18 protein-coding genes and 1 pseudogene are annotated in these 22122 nt (G+C 62.1%); 10 read left to right on the top strand and 9 right to left on the bottom strand.

The features are described from left to right. Nucleotides 1–9: 9 nt before the first annotated feature. The 3 genes and pseudogenes from LRS56_14595 to LRS56_14585 form a co-directional block, all read right to left on the bottom strand. A pseudogene (locus tag LRS56_14595) lies at nt 10–1490 on the bottom strand (aldehyde dehydrogenase). Then, a complete protein-coding gene (locus LRS56_14590; protein WDU65558.1) occupies nt 1487–2320 on the bottom strand; it encodes an alpha/beta fold hydrolase in 834 nt (277 codons plus the stop codon). Before LRS56_14590 ends, LRS56_14595 begins: the two are co-directional and overlap by 4 nt. Nucleotides 2321–2359: 39 nt before the next feature. Beyond that, nucleotides 2360–2950: an amino acid synthesis family protein gene (locus LRS56_14585; GenBank protein ID WDU65557.1), complete on the bottom strand. Its 591-nt coding sequence runs from the start codon at nt 2948–2950 to the stop codon at nt 2360–2362. Between the two features lie 250 nt (nt 2951–3200). Between LRS56_14585 and LRS56_14580 the strand changes: the two genes are divergently transcribed. From LRS56_14580 to LRS56_14560, 5 genes are all read left to right on the top strand, one after another. After that, on the top strand, nt 3201–4106 hold the full coding sequence (locus LRS56_14580) for an NAD(P)-dependent oxidoreductase (GenBank protein WDU65556.1): 906 nt from the start codon (nt 3201–3203) through the stop codon (nt 4104–4106). 10 nt (nt 4107–4116) lie between these two features. Further along, entirely contained in the window at nt 4117–5409 is a 1293-nt protein-coding gene (locus LRS56_14575) for a four-carbon acid sugar kinase family protein (protein ID WDU65555.1), read from the top strand. Beyond that, a complete protein-coding gene (locus LRS56_14570) occupies nt 5406–6050 on the top strand; it encodes an aldolase (GenBank protein ID WDU65554.1) in 645 nt (214 codons plus the stop codon). Before LRS56_14575 ends, LRS56_14570 begins: the two co-directional genes overlap by 4 nt. Before the next feature lie 97 nt (nt 6051–6147). Next, entirely contained in the window at nt 6148–7608 is a 1461-nt protein-coding gene (locus LRS56_14565) for an SLC13 family permease (protein WDU65553.1), read from the top strand. 15 nt (nt 7609–7623) lie between these two features. After that, the gene (locus tag LRS56_14560; protein ID WDU65552.1) at nt 7624–8406 is read left to right on the top strand and encodes a hydroxypyruvate isomerase family protein; all 783 of its coding nucleotides are present in this window, start codon (nt 7624–7626) and stop codon (nt 8404–8406) included. 182 nt (nt 8407–8588) lie between these two features. Here LRS56_14560 and LRS56_14555 read toward each other — a convergent pair whose 3' ends face one another. The 3 genes from LRS56_14555 to LRS56_14545 all read right to left on the bottom strand — a co-directional run bounded on the left by LRS56_14555 (nt 8589) and on the right by LRS56_14545 (nt 12479). Further along, a complete protein-coding gene (locus LRS56_14555; GenBank protein WDU65551.1) occupies nt 8589–9410 on the bottom strand; it encodes a DeoR/GlpR family DNA-binding transcription regulator in 822 nt (273 codons plus the stop codon). 90 nt (nt 9411–9500) lie between these two features. Continuing rightward, nucleotides 9501–11444 (bottom strand): methyl-accepting chemotaxis protein, encoded by a 1944-nt coding sequence (locus LRS56_14550; protein WDU65550.1) that lies wholly within the window; start codon nt 11442–11444, stop codon nt 9501–9503. Nucleotides 11445–11588: 144 nt separating this feature from the next. Further along, the gene (locus LRS56_14545) at nt 11589–12479 is read right to left on the bottom strand and encodes a bestrophin family ion channel (GenBank protein ID WDU65549.1); all 891 of its coding nucleotides are present in this window, start codon (nt 12477–12479) and stop codon (nt 11589–11591) included. Nucleotides 12480–12852: 373 nt separating this feature from the next. Between LRS56_14545 and LRS56_14540 the strand changes: the two genes are divergently transcribed. The 3 genes from LRS56_14540 to LRS56_14530 all read left to right on the top strand — a co-directional run bounded on the left by LRS56_14540 (nt 12853) and on the right by LRS56_14530 (nt 15450). Further along, the gene (locus LRS56_14540) at nt 12853–13716 is read left to right on the top strand and encodes a hypothetical protein (protein ID WDU65548.1); all 864 of its coding nucleotides are present in this window, start codon (nt 12853–12855) and stop codon (nt 13714–13716) included. A gap of 26 nt (nt 13717–13742) precedes the next feature. Beyond that, the gene (locus LRS56_14535; GenBank protein WDU65547.1) at nt 13743–14807 is read left to right on the top strand and encodes a GGDEF domain-containing protein; all 1065 of its coding nucleotides are present in this window, start codon (nt 13743–13745) and stop codon (nt 14805–14807) included. 184 nt (nt 14808–14991) lie between these two features. Then, nucleotides 14992–15450: a metallophosphoesterase family protein gene (locus LRS56_14530; GenBank protein ID WDU65546.1), complete on the top strand. Its 459-nt coding sequence runs from the start codon at nt 14992–14994 to the stop codon at nt 15448–15450. Between the two features lie 6 nt (nt 15451–15456). On the opposite strand, the gene LRS56_14525 is transcribed toward LRS56_14530, so the two are convergent. Then, nucleotides 15457–15768: a helix-turn-helix domain-containing protein gene (locus LRS56_14525; GenBank protein ID WDU65545.1), complete on the bottom strand. Its 312-nt coding sequence runs from the start codon at nt 15766–15768 to the stop codon at nt 15457–15459. 78 nt (nt 15769–15846) lie between these two features. Between LRS56_14525 and LRS56_14520 the strand changes: the two genes are divergently transcribed. Beyond that, complete coding sequence (locus LRS56_14520; protein WDU65544.1) at nt 15847–16938, top strand: NADH:flavin oxidoreductase/NADH oxidase; 1092 nt, start codon at nt 15847–15849, stop codon at nt 16936–16938. A 206-nt stretch (nt 16939–17144) separates the two neighbouring features. Continuing rightward, nucleotides 17145–19280: a TonB-dependent receptor gene (locus LRS56_14515; protein ID WDU65543.1), complete on the top strand. Its 2136-nt coding sequence runs from the start codon at nt 17145–17147 to the stop codon at nt 19278–19280. A 173-nt stretch (nt 19281–19453) separates the two neighbouring features. Here LRS56_14515 and LRS56_14510 read toward each other — a convergent pair whose 3' ends face one another. Both LRS56_14510 and LRS56_14505 read right to left on the bottom strand, forming a co-directional pair. After that, nucleotides 19454–20176 carry a FadR/GntR family transcriptional regulator gene (locus LRS56_14510; GenBank protein ID WDU65542.1) on the bottom strand — a complete coding sequence of 241 codons (723 nt, stop codon included), beginning with the start codon at nt 20174–20176 and terminating at the stop codon, nt 19454–19456. Nucleotides 20177–20224: 48 nt separating this feature from the next. Then, on the bottom strand, nt 20225–21961 hold the full coding sequence (locus LRS56_14505) for a dihydroxy-acid dehydratase (protein ID WDU65541.1): 1737 nt from the start codon (nt 21959–21961) through the stop codon (nt 20225–20227). Nucleotides 21962–22122: the final 161 nt, after the last annotated feature.

Raw genomic sequence — 22122 nt, 5'->3', positions numbered from 1 at the left:
CGGGGTCTCTTAACGCATCACAAAAGGATCAGGCATGGGCGCCTGGGAGAGGTTGATCCACACCGTTTTCAGCTCGGTGTAGGCCAGCACCGAATCGATGCCGCTTTCGCGGCCGTAGCCACTGTTCTTGAAGCCGCCGATAGGCGCCATGGCCGACACGGCGCGGTAGGTGTTGACCCAGATGATCCCCGAGCGCACGTCTCGGGCCAGGCGGTGGGCGCGGCCGAGGTCGCGGGTCCAGATGCCGGCGGCAAGGCCGAACTGCGAGTCGTTGGCGATGGCCAGCGCTTCGGCTTCGTCTTTGAAGCGGATGACCGAGGCCACCGGGCCGAACACTTCTTCCTGCATGATCTTCATCGAGTTGCGATCGCACTCAAACAGCGTCGGCTCATAGAACCAGCCTTCGCCGAGGTTCTGCGGGCGCTTGCCCCCGGTGCGCAGGCGTGCACCTTCGGCGATGGCATCGGCCACCAGGCCCTCGACCACGGCCAGTTGCTGCGCGGTGGCCATGGGGCCCATCTCGCTGGCGTCGTCCTGTGGGTTGCCGATGCGAATACGCTGGGCGCGTTCCACCAGGCGCTCGACGAATTCGTCGTAGATTTCTTCCTGTACCAGCAGGCGCGAGCCGGAGACGCAGCTTTGCCCGGACGCCGCGTAGATCCCGGCGATTGCGCCGTTGATGGCGCTGTCGAGGTCGGCGTCGGCAAAAATGATATTCGGCGACTTGCCGCCCAGTTCCAGGGACAGCTTGGCGAAATTCTCCGCGCTGCTGCGCACCACATGCCGAGCCGTGGCCGCGCCGCCGGTAAAGGCGATCTTGCGCACCAGCGGGTGGCGGGTGAGGGCGGCGCCGGTGCTCGGGCCGTAGCCGGTCACCACGTTGACCACGCCCGGTGGAATGCCGGCTTCGAGGGCCAGGCGCGCCAGTTCAAGGATGGTTGCCGAGGCGTGTTCCGACGGCTTGATCACGATGGTATTGCCTGCCGCCAACGCCGGCGCGAGTTTGATCGCGGTCAGGTACAGCGGGCTGTTCCACGGAATGATTGCGGCGACCACGCCCATGGCTTCGTGCACGGTGTAGGCGAACAGGTCGGGCTTATCGAGGGCAGGGTGCCGCCTTCGAGCTTGTCGGCCAGGCCTGCGGTGTAGTGGAAGAACTCGGGCAGGTAGCTGACCTGGCCACGGGTTTCGCGGATCAGCTTGCCGTTGTCGCGGCTTTCCAGCTGGGCCAATTGCTCCTTGTTGTCGGCGATCAGGTCACCCAGGCGACGCAGTAACTTGCCCCGCGCCGTGGCGGTGAGCCCACGCCAAGCCGGGCTGTCGAAAGCGCTTTGGGCAGCCTGCACGGCACGCTCCACATCGGCTTCGTCGGCGTCGGGCAGTTGCGCCCAGGGTTCGGCCAGGGCCGGGTTGAGGCTGTCGAAAGTCTTGCCGGACAGGGCATCGACCCATTCACCGCCGATGCACATCTGGAAGCGTGCGAGTGTCATGCAACGATCCCCTTGATTGGATTGTTTTGGGCGTACACCGTGTCAAGAAACCCCAGCAGCAGCTGGTTGACCAGGCGTGGCGATTCTACCGGCATCATATGCCGTTGCTCGGCCAGCACCGCAACGGTCGCGCCGGGAATGCGATCGGCCAGTTGCCGGGCCATTTCCGGGGTCGAGCCCGGGTCGAGTTCGCCGGTGGCGACCAGGGTGGGCACGCGCAGCCCCTTGAGGTCGTCGGCGCGGTACATGTCTTGGGTCGCAAACAGCTCATACGTGGTGAGGTAGCCCTGGGGGTCGTTACCCGCCAGGGTTTCACGCAGTGCGGCGATTTGCGCCGGGTTGGCAGCCTGGTATTCGCGACTGAACCAGCGCGACAGTGCGGCTTCGGCATTCGCATCCGGCCCGTGCTCGGCGGCCTGGGCGGTGCGTGCGATCACCCCGGCGCGCTGTTCCGGGCTGCGATTGAATACACTGTTGAGCACCACCAGGCCCTGCAGGCGCTCCGGGTAATGCAAGGCAAACGCCCGCGCCACCAGGCCGCCCATGGAAAAGCCGATCACCGTGGCGTGAGGCAATTGCAGGTGGTCGAGCAGTTCCAGCAACTGGTCGGCATAACCCAGCAGCGGCGTGCCGGCGGCCGGGCGCGGGCTTGCGCCATGGCCGAGCATGTCATAGGTGATCACGCGGTAATTCGTGGCCAGGCCAACGACTTGCCCGCCCCACATTTCTTTATTCAGGCCCACGCCGTGGATCAAAACCACAGGCTGGCCTTGGCCGGTCGCCAGATAACTGGTGCCAGCCGGGGTGCGTTCAGCGGTGAGCCGAATCATGGAGCGCTCCTGCATGCTTTTTATTGTGGCCGATCTTGCTTACTGGGCTTTTTCAGCCGCCAGCTCTTCCAGGTCGATATAGCGGTTGCCGATGCGTGGGTGCAGGCGACCGCCATCGGCGCAACCCAGCACCACGACGATTTCGTCGGCACGCGGCGAATCTTCGATCTGCATTTCCAGGGTGATGTAGTGCGAGCGCAGGCCCTCGTCATCCTTGTGCATCATCGGGACCTGGATCGAAGTGCCCGGGCCGCCGCGCTTGTTGGTAAAGCTCAGGTAGCTCTTGGCCTTGACCGCTTCGCGGTAGTGATTGCCAAAGCGCAGGGTATGGATGATTGCGCTCGCGTGTTCAATCTCGCCGTCGGCGCCGACCACCGCGGCCTTGCCATACGCTTGGATGTTCTCGGCACCGCCAATGATGCCCACCAGGCGTTCGACCATCAGTGCACCGAGGTCGGAGCAATTGGCGCGGATCTCCGGTTTAAGGTCTTCGACGAACCCACGGCCCAGCCAAGGGTTTTTCAGAACCACGGCCAGGCCGACCATTTTTACCGGGGTGTCGGAGGCTTTGCCGCCTTCGATAAAGGTTTCTTCTACGTAGCTGACGATCTTGCGGATTTCGAAACTCATGAGCTGCTCCGTCTGACGAGGGTGGTTTGCGTATGATGGTATACCATAATACGTAAAGCACAAGAGCGGGAAACGAGTTCGCAGGGGCGACGCGATAAAGGGTGTCGAACGGGATTTTGTTGGGTGCGTGTTAATAAATGTTAAATCAAAAAAATACTTCACATAATCCGTTCATTGGTGGATGATCGACTGCAATTCCAACGCGGCTCGCCGGTGAGGCGTCAGCCGCCGTTTTCCCCTGGAGTACCCCATGAATAATAAGAATGTCGGTGTAATTGGTTTGGGCGCGATGGGGCTGGGTATTGCCCGCTCGTTGTTGCGTGCAGGCTTTAATGTGCACGCCTGCGATGTGCGCGATGCCGTTACCCAGCAGTTCGCGGGCGAAGGCGGGGTGGCGTGCGCGTCACCGGCGCTGATGGCCGATGCGTGTGATGTGATCATCACCGTGGTGGTCAATGCCGAGCAGACCGAAACCGTATTGTTCGGTGAAGGTGGCGCGGTTGGCGCATTGCGCCCCGGCAGCCTGGTTATCGGCTGCGCCACCGTGGCACCGACCTACGCCGTGGACCTGGGCCAGCGCCTGGCCGAGCAGGGCCTGCTGTATCTGGATGCGCCGATCTCCGGCGGCGCGGCCAAGGCGGCAGCCGGCGAAATGACCATGATGACCTCCGGCCCGCAAGCCGCCTACGCCAAGGCCGAGGCTGTATTGGCCGGCATGGCGGGCAAGGTCTATCGCCTGGGCGACGTGCATGGCCTGGGTTCGAAAGTCAAAATCATCAACCAACTGCTCGCCGGCGTTCATATCGCGGCCTCCGCCGAAGCCATGGCCCTGGGCCTGCGCGAAGGGGTGGACGCCGATGCCTTGTACGAGGTGATCACCCACAGCGCCGGCAATTCCTGGATGTTTGAAAACCGCGTGCCGCACATTCTCAAGGCTGATTACACGCCGCTGTCGGCGGTGGATATTTTCGTCAAGGACCTGGGGCTGGTGCTGGATACCGCCCGTGCGAGCAAATTCCCGCTGCCGTTGTCGGCCACTGCGCACCAGATGTTCATGCAAGCTTCCAGTGCCGGTTTTGGCCGCGAGGATGACTCGGCGGTGATCAAGATTTTCCCGGGCATCGACCTGCCGACCGCCAAGCCCGAGCCTGTGTAAGGAACGTTTTATGACTAACGCCACCACGCGCCCGCTGCTGGGCTGCATCGCCGACGATTTTACCGGTGCCACCGACCTCGCCAACATGCTGGTGCGCGGCGGCATGCGCACCGTGCAAAGCATTGGCATACCCAGCCGCGAAGTAGCGGCGGGGCTGGATGCGGACGCGATTGTCATCGCCCTCAAATCGCGCACCACCCCGGCTGTGGAGGCCGTCGAGGAATCCCTGGCGGCACTCGACTGGTTGCGCGAGCAGGGCTGCGAGCAGATCTTCTTCAAATATTGCTCGACCTTCGACTCCACCGCCGCCGGCAATATCGGCCAGGTCAGCCAAGCCTTGCTAAAGGCGTTGGGCAGCGATTTTACCCTGGCCTGCCCGGCGTTCCCGGAGAATGGCCGGACGATTTTCCGTGGCCACCTGTTTGTGCAGGATCAGTTGCTCAACGAGTCCGGCATGCAGAATCACCCGCTGACACCGATGGGCGACGCCAACCTGGTGCGTGTGCTGCAAAGCCAGACCGCATTGCCGGTCGGTTTGCTGCGTTACGACAGCATCGCCGCCGGTGTTGAAGCGACACGCGCAAAGATCGCCGAACTGCGTGAACAAGGCGTGGGGATTGCGATTGCCGACGCGCTGTCCGACCAGGACCTCTACACCCTGGGCAGCGCCTGTGCCGACTTGCCTTTGCTCACCGGTGGTTCGGGCCTGGCCCTGGGGCTGCCGGGCAATTTCCGCCGCGCCGGCAAGCTGCGCGACTTCGATGCGGCGGCATTGCCTGCCATCCGTGGAGGTGAAGTGGTGCTGGCCGGCAGCGCGTCGGTGGCGACCCTCGGCCAGGTTGCGGCCTGGTGCGAAGCGGGGCGCCCGGCGTTGCGCCTCGATCCATTGGCCCTGGCTGCCGGTGAACCGGTGGTGGCCCAGGCCCTGGCCTTTGCCCAAGGCAGTGCGAGTACGGTGTTGATCTACGCCACCAGTTCCTCGGCCGAGGTCAAGGCAGTGCAGCAACAACTGGGTGTCGAGCGCGCCGGGGCACTGGTGGAGAACGCCTTGGGCGCGATTGCTGCCGGCTTGCGTCAGCAGGGCGTGCGGCGCTTTGTGATTGCCGGCGGCGAAACCTCCGGGGCGGTAGTCAAGGCCCTCGGCGTGAACCTGCTGCAGATCGGTGCGCAAATCGACCCGGGCGTGCCGGCCACCGTCAGCAGTGGCGACGAGCCGCTGGCACTGGCCCTGAAATCGGGCAACTTCGGCGGCCGTGACTTCTTCGCCAAAGCCCTCACGCAGTTGGCCGGAGGTGCCCAATGAGCGGCGCCGATGAACAGGCCCTGCGCGAAGAGATTTGCGATGTCGGCCGCAGCCTGTACCAACGCGGCTACACCGTCGGCAGTGCCGGCAATATCAGTGCGCGCCTCGACGATGGTTGGTTGATCACGCCCACTGACGTGTGCCTGGGGCGCCTGGTGCCTGCATCCATTGCCAAGGTCAATCTGCAAGGGGAGTGGGTGTCCGGCGACAAACCGTCGAAGACCCTGGCCCTGCATCGCCAAGTGTATGACCGCAACCCGAGCGTCGGCGGCGTGGTGCACACGCATTCCACCCACTTGGTGGCGCTGACCTTGGCCGGGGTGTGGCGGGCGGACGATATTCTGCCGCCGCTCACGCCTTATCAGGTGATGAAGGTCGGGCACATTCCCCTGATCGGCTACCAGCGTCCGGGTTCGCCCAAGGTCGCCGAACAAGTCGCGCAACTGGCCAACAGCGTGCGTGGGGTGATGCTGGAGCGCCTGGGCCCGGTGGTCTGGGAAAGCTCGGTGGCCAAGGCCAGCTACGCCCTGGAAGAGCTGGAGGAAACCGCCCGGCTCTGGTTGATGAGCAACCCTCGGCCTGCGCCGTTGGATCAGGCCGCATTGGATGAATTGCGCGAGACGTTCGGCGCGCACTGGTAACCCGAAAGACGACACTGCAAGTGCTGCCCGAGCGCCAGGTTTGGCGCTCGACGGACCCGGCTTGCGTAAAAAAACAATAACAACAGGACATTCTCGAATGAGCCCACTGATTTTGATGTTGACCGCCGGCGCGGGCATCGCGCTGCTGCTGTTCCTAGTCCTCAAGTACAAATTCCAGCCGTTTGTTGCGCTGATGCTGGTCAGTATTGTGGTGGCGCTGGTGGCCGGGGTGAAGCCGGCGGATCTGGTGGCGACGATTGAAGGCGGCATGGGCAAGACCCTCGGCCACATTGCGATCATCATTGCCCTGGGCGCGATGATCGGGCGGATCATCGAGCTGTCCGGCGGTGCCGAGGCCTTGGCCAAGTCGCTGATCGAGCGCTTCGGCAACCGACGTACGCCGCTGGCGCTGACCATTGCCGGGTTCATCATCGGTGTGCCGGTATTCTTCGAGGTCGGGGTGATTATCCTGATGCCGCTGGCTTACGGCGTGGCACGCCGGGCGCGCAAGCCGCTGCTGGTGTTCGCGCTGCCGATGTGTGCGGCGCTGCTTACCGTGCATGCCTTCCTGCCACCCCATCCGGGCGCCGTGGCCGCTGCCAGCCAACTGGGTGCGGACCTGGGCCGGGTGTTGATGTTCGGCCTGCCGATCACCGCGTTGCTGTGCTACATCGGCTACCGCGTGGCGGGGCGCATGACCCGGCGCTTCTACCCGATGACCGATGATATCCGCGCCGAAGTCTATGGCCCGCACGTGACCAATGAGGATCTGCGAGCCTGGACCAACGGCAACCACCAGGCGGTGCAACAGACCGCGGTGGCTGAGTCGCATAGGGGCCTGGAAGAGTCCAGCAGCGCTATCGCAGCCAAGCTGCCGCCAGCGCCTGCGCCGGGGTTCGGCCTGATCGTCGGGCTGATTCTGCTGCCGATCGTATTGATCCTGCTGGGCACCCTGGCCACTTCCTTGCTGCCGGTGGAATCGACTTTGCGTGGCGTAATGACTGTATTGGGCGCGCCGCTGGTGGCGCTGCTGATCGACACGTTGCTGTGCGCCTGGCTGCTGGGCTCGCGCCGTGGCTGGAGCCGTAGCCAGGTCTCGGACGTGATCGGCTCGGCCTTGCCGGGCGTGGCCATGGTGATCCTGATCGCCGGCGCCGGCGGGGTGTTCGGCAAGGTGCTGGTGGACACCGGCATCGGCGCGGTAGTCTCCGACATGCTGCGCACCACCGGCCTGCCGGTGCTGGCCCTGGGCTTTTTGCTGACCATGCTGCTGCGGGCGGTACAGGGTTCCACCACCGTGGCCCTGGTGACCACGGCGGGGATCATCAGCCCGCTGATCGTGACCCTCAACCTGACCCCCAACCACATGGCACTGCTGTGCCTGGCCATGGGCGGTGGCGGGCTGGCGATGTCGCATATCAACGACGCCGGTTACTGGATTTTCACCAAGCTCGCCGGGCTGAATGTGGCGGATGGTCTGCGCACCTGGACGGTGATCACCACCTTGCTCGGTACGTTGGGTTTCCTGATTACCCTGCTGATCTGGCCTTTTGTCTGATACCTGGGAGCTTTTATGCCTCGTTTTGCTGCCAACCTGAGCATGCTGTACCCGCAACATGATTTTCTCGAGCGCTTCGCTGCGGCGAAAGCCGATGGGTTTGATGCGGTGGAATACCTGTTCCCCTACGACTACAGCGCCGAGGCCCTCAAGCAGCGCTTGAGCGATAACGGCCTGGTCCAGGCCCTGTTCAATGCGCCGCCTGGTGACTGGGCGGCGGGGGAGCGTGGTATCGCCACGTTGCCGGGGCGTGAGGCCGAGTTTCGCAGCGGCTTCGACCGCGCCCTGGAGTACGCAGGCGTGCTGGGCAATGCCCGTGTGCATGTGATGGCGGGCCTGCTGCCGTCAGAGTCGTTGCGCGAGCGTCATCACGCGGTGTACCTGGAGAATCTGGCCTACGCCAGCGCCGCAGCGGCCAAGGTCGGTGTCACGGTCTTGCTGGAGCCGATCAACACCCGCGACATGCCGGGGTTCTTCCTCAATCGCCAGGACCAGGCGCACGCGATCTGTCGTGAAGTCGGCGCGAGCAACGTAAAGGTGCAGTTCGACTGCTACCACTGCCAGATCGTCGAGGGTGACCTGGCGACCAAACTGCGCAGGGATTTCGACGGTATTGGGCACATCCAGATTGCCGGCGTGCCGGACCGCCACGAGCCCGATCTGGGCGAGCTGAACTACGCCTACCTGTTCGAGTTGATGGACCAGTTGGGCTATGACGGTTGGGTCGGCTGCGAGTACCGACCAAAGGGTGACACCTCGGCCGGCTTGCAATGGTTGCGAGACTGGAAGGCGCGCTGAGCGGCGCTGAAGCGGGACTGTTGTGGCGAACGGGCTTGCTGTGGCGAGCGGGCTTGCCCGCGTTGGGGTGCGCAGCAGCCCTGAAACCTGACTCTGCGGTGTGTCAGGCGACACCGCATCGCTTGGGTTAGGGCCGCTTCGCGACCCAACGCGGGCAAGCCCGCTCGCCACAAAAAATAGGCTCAAACCAACGGGGGATCGCCCGGCAGCATCAGTTCGATCCCGCGCTTGCGGATGCCATCCGCGGCGGCGGGGGCCAGGGCATCGTCGCTGATGATCACGTCAAACGGTTCCAGCCCGGCGATACGGTACATGCTGAAGGTGCCGTATTTTGAGCTGCTGGCCACCAGTACCACCTGCGACGCCGACTGCATCGCCACTTGCTTGACCTCGACCTTCAGCGCCGAGGGGGTGGTGATGCCGCGGTGCAGGTCCCAGGAACTGGTCGACACAAAGGCGATATCCGTGACCACCTGGCGCAATGTCGCCACCGCCAGCCCGCCGACGGACGAGTGGTTGTCGTGGTCCAGTTGCCCGCCGGTGTGGATCACCGTCACCTGCGGCGCGTCCATCAGCGCCTGCACAATTCCGAAATCGTTGGTCACCACAGTCATCCCCGACAATGCCTTGATGTACGGCACGATCTCCAGGGTGCTGGTGCCGGCATCGAGGTACACCGTCATGTCCGCGTGCAGCAGGCGGGCGGCCAGGCGGGCCATGGCCTGCTTTTGCGGCAGCTCGACAACCGCCTTGGACTGATGGCTGGGCTCGCTGTGCAATTGGCTGGCAATCCGCACCCCACCGGTGACCGAATAGGCCCGTCCATCCTGCTCCAGCAACGCAATGTCGCGGCGCACGGTCATGTGCGAACAGTCGAACATCTCCATCAACTGATGCACGCTGAGCACCTGATGCTTGCGCAACTGCCGCAGGATCAGCTCACGCCGCTGCTCGGGAATCATCGGGCCGCTGCTGTCGGGGGCAGTGTCCTTGGGGTTGGGCATTAAGGCTCCGGAGTCGTTGGGCAAAAGGCGGGGGCGCCTGGCTATAGTAGCCAATACACGCCCCCGCAGGCGACCCCGGGCTGACAATACCTAGAACTTGAAGCGCCCCACCAAGCCTTTGAGCTGACCGGAAATATCGGTCAAGCGGCCCGAGCCGGTCTGCGCCGAATGCGCAAAGCCTTCCACCAACTGCGCGTCGGCGTGGATCTGCGCGATGTGCCGGTTGATCTCTTCGGCGACCTGGTGCTGCTCCTCGGCGGCCGTGGCGATCTGGGTGTTCTGGTCACGGATCGAGTCCACCGAACCGCGGATTTTGTCGAAGCTGTCGCGGGCTTGCTGGATGCGCTCCACGCTGGTGTGGGACACCTGCAGGCTGCCCTGCATCTGCTGGGTCACCTCCTGGGTGCGGCGGGCGAGGTTGCCCAGCAGGCTGTCGATCTCGCCGGTGGAGTCGGCGGTGCGCCGTGCCAGGGCCCGTACCTCGTCGGCCACCACGGCGAACCCACGGCCCTGGTCACCGGCGCGTGCGGCTTCAATCGCGGCGTTGAGCGCCAACAGGTTGGTCTGCTCGGCAATCGACCGGATGGTGTCGAGGATGGTGTTGATGTTTTTGCTGTCCTGCTCAAGCAACTGCATGGTCTGGGTCGACTTTTGCAGGTCTTCGCTCAGCTTGAGCACGCTGCCGGTGGCTTCGCCGATATGCTGCTGGCCATCGTGCACATCGCGATAGCCTTCGTCGGCGCTGGTCGCGGCGGCGCTGCAGGAACGCGCGACTTCGTTGGCGGTGGCCACCATTTCGTTGAACGCGGTGCTCACCAGCTCCACGGCCTCGCGCTGACGACCGGCGGCCTGGTTCATGTTGTTGGCGACTTCGCGGGTGTCGGCGGCGGCGCTTTGCAGGTCGGAGGAGGCGTTGCCGATGCGCTGCACCAGCTGGGCGATCATGCTCAGGAACTGGTTGAACCAGCCTGCCAGGCTGGCGGTTTCGTCCTTGCCTTGCACTTTGAGTTGACGGGTGAGGTCGCCTTCGCCTTCGGCAATCTCCTGCAGGCCGTCGGCCACGCCGCGAATCGGACGCACGATCACGCTGGCAAAGCTGGCGCCGACAATCGCGAACACCACCGCCAGTGCCGCTGCGATAGCGGCGATCAGCCAGGTCAGGCGGGTGGCGCCGGCCATTACTTCATCGCGCTTGATCAAACCGATAAAACGCCAGCCCAGGTCTTTGGAGCTGACCACGTTGGCCATGTAGGGCACGCCGTCGATGTCGATCTGGGTCACGCCATCGCCGCGTTTGGCCAGTTCGGCGTAGTTGGGGCCCAGGTCGACCAGGGGCTTGAAGTTATGCTTGGCATCGCTGGGGTCTACCAGCACGTTGCCATTGGCTTCCACCAGCATCAGGTAGCCGCTGTCGCCCAGCTTGATGTTGCGTACCAGCTCGGTGAGTTGCTTGAGCGAGACGTCCAGGCCCACCACGCCCAGAATATTGCCGGTGGCGTCGGCCACGGTGTGCACGGTGCCGATCAGCGTCACATCGTCCGGCGCCCAGTAGTAGGCGCCGGTGCGCACGGTCTTGCCCGGTGCAGCAGTGGCAGCCTGGTACCAGGGGCGCACGCGTGGGTCGTAGTTGTTCAGTTTGGTGTCGTCCGGCCAGCTGGCGTAGCCGCCGTCCTTCAAGCCCAGGGATAAATAGGCAGTGCTGGGGTGGCTCTTGGCGAACTGGTCGAAAATCGCCAGCAGCTCGGTGTTGGTCGGGGTCAGCGGGATTTGTGCGGCATCGGCGCCGGCGTAGCTCTTGAGGTCTTTGGCCGCGACCACGCGTGGGTCCTTGGCCACGTACTCGACGTTCTGGCTGATGCCGTCGAAGAACTGCTTCATGCCATTGTCGATCTGGCGGATCTCGCGGCCGCTGCTGTCGAGGAAATTGGCCAGGGCCCCCTCGCGCAGGTTCAGTACGACCAACACAGCCACCAGGATGACCGGCAGGCACGCGATGGCCGCAAACGCCCAGGTAAGCTTTTGCTTGATGTTCATGATTTCTCCCGCGGGTATTTATAGTTTTGGCAAGGCAGAAACGGTAGCGGTGGGCGTCGCATGAGTTGTTATGAGGGGGTGTAGTCCATGCGTACCCCCTGTATATCGACTGCGGGGGCACGCACTTTAGGCTGCAAAGGGTGTTTAACCGATGCGTTCGCCACCCAGCGCATCACGCTGCATCGATTGCAGGTTTTTCTCGATGGTTTCGCAGATGGTTTCCATCTGGATCTGGTGTTCACTGGAGTGAAACGGGCTTTGCAAATCGGTGCCGATGCGCTCGATGGCCAGCAGCATAAAGCCCACCACCGTGGAGGCCAGCGGGGTGAACCAGCCCAGGGACTCCACCAGGCCCACCGGTACGATCAGGCAGAACAACGAGATAAACAGCCGTGGGAAATACACGTAAGGGTAGGGCAGTGGCGTGTTGGCGATACGCTCCATGCCGCCCTGGGCGTTGGACAGGTCCACCAGGGTCGACTCCAGCCGCGCCAGACGAATACTGTCCAGGTGCCCGGCCTTGTATTCCTTGGCCAGCAGCGCCGCCGAGCCGGTGAGGATGTCATTCGCAAAATTATTCGTGGCGCCATTGCGTGCGAACTCCTCGGCGGGAATAAACGCGCGCACCTCCTCGGGGCACGGCTGGCCCTTGAGGTGCGCGGCCAGGCAGTTAACGTAAGCCACATGGCGCCGCAGCAGGGTGGACTTGACCGGGTTCACGTCAGAGCCTGGGTCGTCCAGCAGGGTCAGCACCTGGCGAGCGAAGCTGCGGGAATTGTTGACCATCGCCCCCCACAGCGTGCGGGCCTCCCACCAGCGGTTATAGGCGCTGCTGTTGCGAAAACTGATCAACACCACCAGCGCCGAACCCAGCAGGGTGAGTGGCATCAACGGCAGATTGATCTTGGCGGTAAGAAACAGCATGAAATCCACGGTAACGGCCACGTCCCACAGCAACAGCCAGAACAGCGACCAGCCCACGTAGCCCATGGTCTTGATAACCAGGCGATATTTCTTGGTGATAGCGGCTTTCAAACGAGGCCCTCGCAGCGGACGAAAAGGAGCAATGCCCTAGCTCGGACGCCGTTTGCCGGTGAAAGGTTCGCCCTGGCACCTGAATCGTTTAAGTCGCCGCCCGCTTCTTGCCTTGTGTCGGCGAGTTAGTTGTTGGTTTAAATGTAAGAAAATGTCACAAGACATGACTTTGCAATATTGCGCTTAATAATCGGCGGGCGTTTGGAACAATTTTGGTAGCGATGCGGTCACCTCAAGTAATCGCGTTACATTGGCTTCTAGGCAAAACGCCATCAGTGGCGGTGTCTACGACGCGAGTTGTTATGAGGCCCGGCTGCAGAAGTTCTGTGGCTGAGATCAGTGGATTCAAGTTGGGTGATCAGGGCTCTTTCTCATGCGCGTCAATGCGGTGCAATCGGCTATAGATAGTTCGGCGCAGACGTTTGAGCGCCACACGGATTTTGAAGCATGCATACGTTCGCACTATGCAATGCTGTTGATGCCTTATTCAAAACGACCGTTTTTTTATAAAAGCGCGTTGCACCTCAGCCGTTTGATGGTGTCGTTCACATTACTCAGTGATTACTTTTCCAAGCCGGCGCCCTTGCTGTCCGAGGTAAAAGCGTTTTGTACAGCGCGCGGCTTTTGTTCGAAGAACAGCCTGGAATCAATATTCCTGGTGTTCAGGGCCTTGGGATTCATGAGCGTGAAGGGCCACCCGGATGACAGCCGTTTCCGAGTGTTCAGCCCCTCGCCTCTAGCGTGCCAGGAAGTGCGGTTGATGCTCAACTCCGTCGTGGAACCGCTGGCCGTGATGTGTACCGAGGACGCGATTTTCCGGCAGATGCGTGAGTGCGATGATCGAGCCTTTCTGGAACTTTACTTCAAGGGCTTCTCGATTGTTCTTCGCCGTCAGCTGACCATTGATGTATTAGCGCCGGAGTGTCATTGGCTGGTGAAACGAGATGCAGGGCATCTGTTGATGCTGGCCATTTATATTGATACGTGCGTGCCGAATAATCACGGCGAAAGTTTCAAGGTGTCTTCTTATTTATCACTGGCGAAACAAATTTCCGTGTCCAAGACGCACGTCATCAGGCTGGTTCAGGAGGGGGCTGATCGGGGCTATTTCAAAGTGCATTCAAGAACCCTGCTTGAAGTGCTTCCCTCGTTTGTGAGTTTGGTCAGGCGTTTCATGGCTTATTGGTTTGCGATCAGCCTGCACAGTATTAAATTGGGCCAAGACGAATGTCGGTGAGCAACTAATGCGCAGGGAGTGTGGCGATGCCGGCTAACTTGAGAATCAGACCGCGAATGCAGCGATTGCTGTCTCCTGCGGTTGCCCAGGCTGAGGTGATCGGGATCATCGCGTGGTTGGGCGTGTTGCTGGCTGACCGTGAAAACACCTTTGGTCTGTATCTGGTGGCCATCACCGGTTGTCTGTTTGCGGTGTATCGATTTCACCGTGCGGCAACCAACTATTTTGTGTGGCGGGCGTTGGGTATCGTCTATATGGCGCTGCTCTGCGTCGGGTTCGCCTACGTGATTCGCATACATCCGCAACTGCAGGTGTTTGCCTTGCCTCTTGCCGTGACCCTGGTGGTCAGCAGCGCACTGCTGTTTATCGCCGCTCAGGATTTCCTGGTAGCCGCCAGCGTGATCTGGGTAGTGACGTGGCCGAATATCCAGGTGGGCCTTTACGAAGGTGTGGAAATTTACCTGTTTACCTTTTGCGCGGCCTCGGTGGCGATCGGCTTTATCCTGAATTTTTCCTACCTGAAAAACCTGCGTTCGGTGCTGCTGGTAGAGAGTGAGTTCAGAGTAATGGCGCAAACCGATTACCTGACGTCCTTGTTGAACCGACGGGCGTTCATGGAGAGCTTCGCCAAGCTGATTGACGCGGGCGAAAGCGGCTATTTCATGATGTTGGATATCGACAGTTTCAAGTTGAAGAATGACCAGTTCGGCCACGACGTCGGCGACAAGATCCTGTGCGCCATGGCCGATTGCCTCAAATCCACCCAGGGCAGTCACAGTGTCGGTCGTATCGGTGGCGAGGAGTTTGGCGTGCTGCTGGTGGGGGATGATCCGGCCGTAGCGTGCGACTTTGCGCTGCGCCTGCTGCAAGCGATCCGCTGCAGTGTCGCGCCGCCCCATGACTACACCTGCAGCGCCGGCATGGCGCGGTTTACGACCGGGGCCGAGCTGTCGGCGGTGCTCAAATGCGCGGATCGCAACCTTTACGCATCCAAAGGCAACGGCAAAGACCGTGTGTATCTAGACGGCGCACCGGTTGCTCACGGTTCAGTCAAGCCCACAGTAAGGAGGGTATATGAGGATCGAGCTTGAAGACGTTGATTCACCCAAAGACTGTCTGTTACACCTGGGTGAACTTAGCTTGATGTTCGCCACTCGGTTGGAGGCCCAGCAGTTTGTCGATCGGCTGCAAGGGCGGATTGGTGCACTGACTTTTGAGCGGGCTGCGCAGGCTCGCAGTGAGCCGCCAGCCTGAACCCGACGCCCCGGAGCAAGCATGAAAATCGGCGTGATTTCCGATACCCACGGCCTGTTGCGCCCTGAAGCCGTAGTAGCCTTGCAGGGCTGCGAACAGCTTATCCATGCCGGCGATATCGGCAGCCCCGAGATTCTTGAGCAATTGGCGCAGATCGCGCCCCTGTATGCCGTGCGCGGCAATAATGATCAGGATGCAGCGTGGGCGGCGCGGGTGCCCGACCATCTGAGCATCGATTTAAAGGGCTGGCAGACATTGGTGGTGCATGACATCGCCGACGTCCCGGCCTTGCTCGATTCGTACACGCGCCTGGTGATCACCGGCCATTCGCACAAGCCGCTGATCGAATGGCGCGGCGCAACGCTGTATGTGAACCCCGGCAGTGCAGGGCGGCGGCGCTTCAAGTTGCCGGTAACCGTGGCGGTGCTGGAGCTGGGGGATACGTCGATAGAGCCGCGGCTGATCGCGCTGCTGGACTGATGCGGTTTACCGCTGGGCCAGAATGCACTCAAGCAGGCCCGGAAAGCGGCTTTCAAGCACCTCGGCGCGCAGCGAGTTCATGTGGGTTGTACCCACGCTGCGGGTTTGCACCAGGCCGGCGTCGCGCAATACGCGAAAGTGGTGGGACATGCTGGACTTGGGTCGCCCACCGTCCAGTTCGCCGCAAGTGGCCTCGGGCACAGTGGCCAGGCAGCGCACGATTTCCAGGCGCACCGGATCACTCAAGGCGTACAGCAGACGCTCGAGGGTCAGGTCTTGAAGGGTGGGGTGTTTGAAGGCTCGCATGCGGCGAATCATAACAGGGGGGTATCGTTGAGCACCATAGTTCGATTACCATCGAACTATCGAATCACTCACTTGCTCCTGGAGTCCCCGATGGCAGCCTTGTTCGAACCCTTCAAACTCAAAGACGTCACCCTGCGCAATCGCATCGCCATTCCGCCGATGTGTCAGTACATGGCCGATGACGGCATCGTCAATGACTGGCACCAAGTGCACCTGGCCAGCATGGCCCGTGGCGGCGCCGGCCTGGTGGTGGTCGAAGCCACTGCCGTCGCCCCCGAAGGCCGCATCACTCCGGGCTGTGCCGGTATCTGGAGTGACGCCCACGCCGAGGCATTCGTACCGATGGTCAAGGCCATCAAGGCAGCGGGCTCGGTGCCGGGCATTCAGATTGCGCATGCCGGCCGCAAAGCCAGCGCCAATCGCCCATGGGAAGGCGATGACCACATAGCCGCATCCGATGCGCGCAGCTGGGAAACCATCGCGCCGTCGGCCATTGCGTTCGGCGCGAACCTGCCTCAGGTGCCGCATGCAATGACCCTGGACGATATCCACCGGGTCAAACAGAACTTCGTCGACGCCGCTCGTCGTGCCCGTGACGCCGGTTTTGAATGGATCGAGTTGCACTTCGCCCACGGCTACCTGGGCCAGAGCTTCTTCTCCGAGCATTCCAACCAGCGTACCGACGCCTACGGTGGCAGCTTCGACAACCGCAGCCGTTTCCTTCTGGAAACCCTGGCCGCGGTGCGTGAGGTGTGGCCGGAAAACCTGCCGCTGACCGCGCGTTTCGGCGTGATCGAGTACGACGGTCGTGACGAACAGACCCTCACCGAGTCCATCGAACTGGCCCGCCGCTTCAAGGCCGGTGGCCTGGACCTGCTGAGCGTCAGCGTCGGTTTCACCATCCCCGACACCAATATCCCGTGGGGCCCGGCCTTTATGGGCCCGGTCGCCGAGCGCGTGCGCCGCGAAGCCGGTATCCCGGTAACTTCGGCCTGGGGCTTTGGCACCCCGCAACTGGCGGAAGGCGCGTTGCAGGCCGGTCATCTGGACCTGGTATCGGTCGGCCGTGCGCACTTGGCTGATCCGCACTGGGCGTACTTTGCGGCCAAGGAACTGGGCGTTGAGAAGTCGTCCTGGACCTTGCCTGCGCCGTATGCGCATTGGTTGGAGCGGTATCGCTGAGGCGAGCCACGCCGTCCATGAGCCACTCAATCGAGTGGCTTTTTTTGGTCTGCAATTTCCCCCGTGAGGGGATTGTTACCAAATGGATACTCGAAAAATAGTGAATGAGAATACATATCAATCGTTGATGTGTTCGGATAACATGCGCCGCAAAATAATTGGCAGATATGCCGCTCCATCTGGCTCTTTCACTAGGCTCATCCTCTATGCGTCGTACCCTGGTTTCCATTTGTGTGCTTCAGGCGTTTTCCCCTTTCAGTTGGGCCGAGGTCGAACCGGTTGAAAAAACCGCTATCGAGCTGCAAGCCACCAGCATCACCGGCGCAGCCGACTATGAAACGGCCCAGGGGCCGTTGCAGGGATACCACGCCACACGTTCGGCCAGTGCGACGCGAACTGACACCTCCATTCATGAAACGCCGCAATCGATCAGCGTAGTGTCCAAGGCGGTGGTTGAAGACATCGGCGCCACGCGCTTGCAGGATGCGTTGGACTACGCCGGCGGCGTGGGCCGGGCCAACAACTTTGGCGGGCAGGGGCTCACCACCTTCACCGTGCGTGGCTTTACCACCGGCGAGTTCTACCGCAACGGTTTCCCGATCAACCGTGGCTACCCGAACATGCCGGACGCCAACACCATCGAGCGCCTCGAAGTGCTGCGCGGGCCGGCCACCATGCTCTACGGCCGTGGCGACCCCGGCGGCACGTTCAACGTGGTCTCCAAGCAACCGCTGGCCGAGCCGACCGTAACCCTCGGCAGTCAGCTGAATGACCAGGGCATGCAGCGCGCCACCCTCGACGCCTCCGGCCCACTGGACGAGCAAGGTCGCCTGGCCTATCGCCTGAACGTAGTGGGCGAGGGCGGCGACACCTTCCGTGACCATGTCGAGACCGAGCGCTACGGCGTGACCCCGGTGATCACCTGGCAGGCCAGCGATGACACCAAGGTGATCTTCGAAGGCGACTTCATGCGCAACAACCACCCGCTGGATCGCGGCCTCACGCGCTTCCCCAACCAGCGTGGCACGCCTTCGCGCGACACCTTCTGGGGTGACAAGGACGTGGGCAAGCTGCACAACGACAACAATATGGCGCAATTGCGTTTCGAGCATCTGCTCAACGACAACTGGACATTGGGCGGTGGGTTCCAGTGGCTGGATGGCACCCTGGCGGGCAACGCCATCGAGGCCAACGGCACGACCAGCCTGGGCGCCGACGGCCGCACGCTGCAACGCAATTTCAACTACCGCAAGCTGGAGTGGACCGACAAGGACTACCAGCTCAACCTGACCGGGCATTTCTCTACCGGCGGCTTCGATCACACTCTGCTGACCGGTATCGAGTACGAAGACTACGACTACAAGTCGATCATCCAGCGCTCCAGCGCCGCAGTAGGCACTTACCCGATCGATATCTTCAACCCGGTCTACGGCCAGACGCGCCCACCGCTGACGCGCACACCGACCCACGACAAGGAAAACCTCAAGACCTACGCGGCCTTTGTCCAGGACCAAGTGGCGTTGACCGAGCGTTTGAAAGTGTTGGCCGGTGCGCGCTTCGAACGCTTTGAACATGAATACGAATCCTACGTGCCGGGTACCAAGAACTGGCAAGCAGCGGACAATGCGGTCACCCCACGCGTGGGCGTGATCTACGACCTCACCGACACTGTGGCGGTGTATGCCGACGCCGCACGCTCGTTCAAGCCCAACACCGGCGCCAGCCGTCAGGGCGGTGGGTTTGAGCCGGAAAAAGGCAAGTCCTACGAGATGGGTGTGAAGTGGGAAGCGCTGGATCGCCAACTGAGCGTGGACGCAGCGATCTATCAGATCGAGAAGAAAAACGTCCTCACCACCGACCCAGTGGACTCAGCGTTCAGCGTTGCGGCTGGCCAAGTCCGCAGCCGTGGTTTTGACCTGAACGTAGCGGGCAACCTCACCCCTGAATGGCGCGTGATCGGCGGTTATGCCTATGTGGATGCCGAAGTGACCAAGGACAACACGATCCGCTCCTGCACCCGCCTGCTGAACATCCCGCGCAACAGCTTCAGCCTGCTCAACGTGTACGAGTTCCAGGACGGCGCCCTCAAGGGCCTGGGCCTGGGCGCCGGCGGCAAGTACGTCGACCAGCGCGCTGGCCAGACCGCCAACACGGCGTTCTCGATGGACGCCTACACCGTGGTCGACCTGCTCAGCTACTACAAGGTCAACGACAAGGTGCGGCTGAACCTGGATGTGAAGAACCTGTTCAACCGCGAGTATGAAGAAGGTGCGTTCGGCAACATCTACGCCTACCCAGGCGCGCCGCGCACGGTGCAGGTGGGAATCGCCTACACCCTGTAAACAAAGAGCAGGATGTGCGGGCACACCGCATAACCCTTGTGGGAGCGGGCTTGCTCGCGAATGCGGTATGTCAGTCAACAGATTCAGTGACTGATCCACCGCATTCGCGAGCAAGCCCGCTCCCACATTTGGATCGAGTTACACCCGATAAAGCCCGGTTGCCAGCTCCCGCTTCAGAGCGGCGTGAGCACATTCATCACCGTATCCAGCGCTACCCGCGTGTCATCCAACTGCACCAGCGACGCATGCCGCGCCCCAAGCGCGTCGCGGTTCTGGATCGCGGTAAGGATCGCCTTGTGCCGGGGCAGGCTCAGGCCCTGGATATCCGGGCGGCGGTTGGTGATGTTGATCGACTCGCGCAACGGCAATGAAAGCATGTTGCACATATAGGCCAGCAGGTCGTTGCGGGTGGCATCGGCGATGGCGCGGTGGAAGTCCAGGTCGGCTTGCAGCAGCTGTTCGTGGGTTTGCGCGGTTTCCATGCCCAGGTAGGCTTGTTCGATGGTGGCGATGTCTTCATCGGTGGCGGTGGTCGCGGCCATGGCGGCGATTTCCGGTTCAAGAATCCGCCGCACACCGGCCAGGGTGTTGAAAAACTCACTGTGGGGCGTGGACTGCATCAACCAGGACAGCACATCCGGGTCGAGCAAATGCCATTTCAAGCGTGGCCGCACCACCGCGCCCACCCGTGGCTTGGAATACACCAGGCCCTTGGCGCTGAGCACCCGGGTCGCCTCGCGCAGCACCGAGCGGCTGACCTTGTACTCCTCGCAGAGCGTGGCCTCCATGGGCAGGCGTTCTTCGGGCTTGAAGCGGCCGGAAACGATGTGCATGCCCAAGTCCTGAACGATCTGGGCATGCATGCTCTTGCGCGGTTTGGGCGGCTGGTGATCCATAACGGCGGGGATGCTCTGACTTAAATTCGCGGCATCATAGCATCCCAATTAGTGGGAATGCCGGGGGACTTCCGCCCCTCGGCAACCCACCAGGAAGTCAAAATCGCAGCCCTGGTCGGCCTGCAGCACATGGTCGATATACAGTTGGCGATAGCCGCCGACGATCAGATTCTGCGGCGGTTTCAGGTCGGCCATGCGCGCCGCCAGCTCTGCGTCGGGGATGTCCAGGTGCAGGCGGCCGTTGGCGCAGTCGAGTTCGATCCAGTCACCTTCCTTTACCGTGGCCAGCGGGCCACCGGCTGCGGCTTCCGGTGCCACGTGCAGCACCACGGTGCCGTAGGCGGTGCCGCTCATGCGCGCATCGGAAATACGCACCATATCCGTCACGCCCTGGGCCAGCAGCTTGGCCGGCAGGCCCATATTGCCGACTTCGGCCATGCCCGGGTAACCCTTGGGCCCGCAGTTTTTCATGACCAGGATCGAGTTGGCGTCCACCTCCAGCTCGGGGTCATTGATACGCGCCTTGTACATGTCGAAGTTTTCGAACACCACGGCGCGGCCCCGGTGCTGCATCAGTTCGGGGCTGGCCGCCGACGGCTTGAGCACCGCGCCCAATGGCGCCAAATTGCCGCGCAGCACGCAGATGCCGCCGTCGGCGCGGATCGGGTTGTCGAGGGTGCGGATCACTTCGTCCTGGCCGTAGATCGGCGAGTCCTTGGTGTTCTCGCCCAACGTCTTGCCGTTGACGGTCAGGGCGTTCGGGTGCGGGATCAGGTTGGCTTCACCGAGGCGGCGCAACACGGCGGGCAGGCCACCGGCATAGTAGAACTCTTCCATCAGGAAGCGCCCCGACGGCTGCAGGTCGACGATGGTCGGCATGCCACGGCCCATACGGGTCCAGTCATCCAGATCCAACTCGACGCCGATGCGCCCGGCGATAGCCTTCAAGTGAATCACCGCATTGGTCGAGCCGCCGATGGCCGCGTTTACGCGGATCGCGTTTTCAAACGCCTCTTTGGTCAGGATCTTCGACAGCTTCAAGTCCTCGCGCACCATCTCCACGGCGCGCATGCCGGACATATGCGCCAGCACATACCGCCGCGCATCCACCGCCGGGATCGCCGCGTTGTGGGGCAGGGACGTGCCCAGCGCCTCGGCCATGCAGGCCATGGTCGACGCCGTGCCCATGGTGTTGCAGGTGCCCGCCGAGCGCGACATGCCGCCCTCGGCCGCGAGGAAATCATCCAGGGTAATCGTGCCGGCCTTGACCTGTTCGCTGAGCTGCCACACCACCGTGCCCGAGCCGATGTCCTGGCCTTTGTGCTTGCCGTTGAGCATCGGCCCGCCGGTGACCACGATGGCCGGCACGTCGCAACTGGCCGCGCCCATCAGCAGCGCCGGGGTGGTCTTGTCGCAACCGGTCAGCAGCACCACGCCGTCGATGGGGTTGCCGCGAATGGCTTCCTCTACATCCATGCTCGCCAGGTTGCGGGTGAGCATGGCGGTCGGGCGCAGGTTGGATTCGCCGTTGGAGAACACCGGGAACTCCACCGGGAAGCCACCGGCCTCGATCACGCCGCGTTTGACGTGCTCGGCGATCTGGCGGAAATGCGCGTTGCACGGGGTCAGTTCCGACCAGGTGTTGCAGATACCGATGATCGGCTTGCCATGGAACTGATGGTCGGCAATGCCCTGGTTCTTCATCCAGCTGCGGTACATGAAGCCGTTTTTGTCGGCGGTACCAAACCACTGGGCGGAGCGTAGGCCGGGCTTTTTGTCAGGCATGATCGATTCTCTTATTGTATGACTATATGTTCTATGCGTGCTTAAACATAAGCGCAAAATCGCAGCTTTGGAAGAGTTGTTTTGCAAATAGTCCTACTATATAGTCCATCTTAACTGAGGTATGACCCTGGCGGATTTTCGCGAGAGGCGTCCCCCGAGCT

Source organism: Pseudomonas poae, assembly GCA_028869255.1.
GTDB classification, from domain to species: Bacteria; Pseudomonadota; Gammaproteobacteria; order Pseudomonadales; family Pseudomonadaceae; genus Aquipseudomonas; species Aquipseudomonas poae_C.
This window is presented reverse-complemented; position numbering and strand designations above follow the sequence as displayed.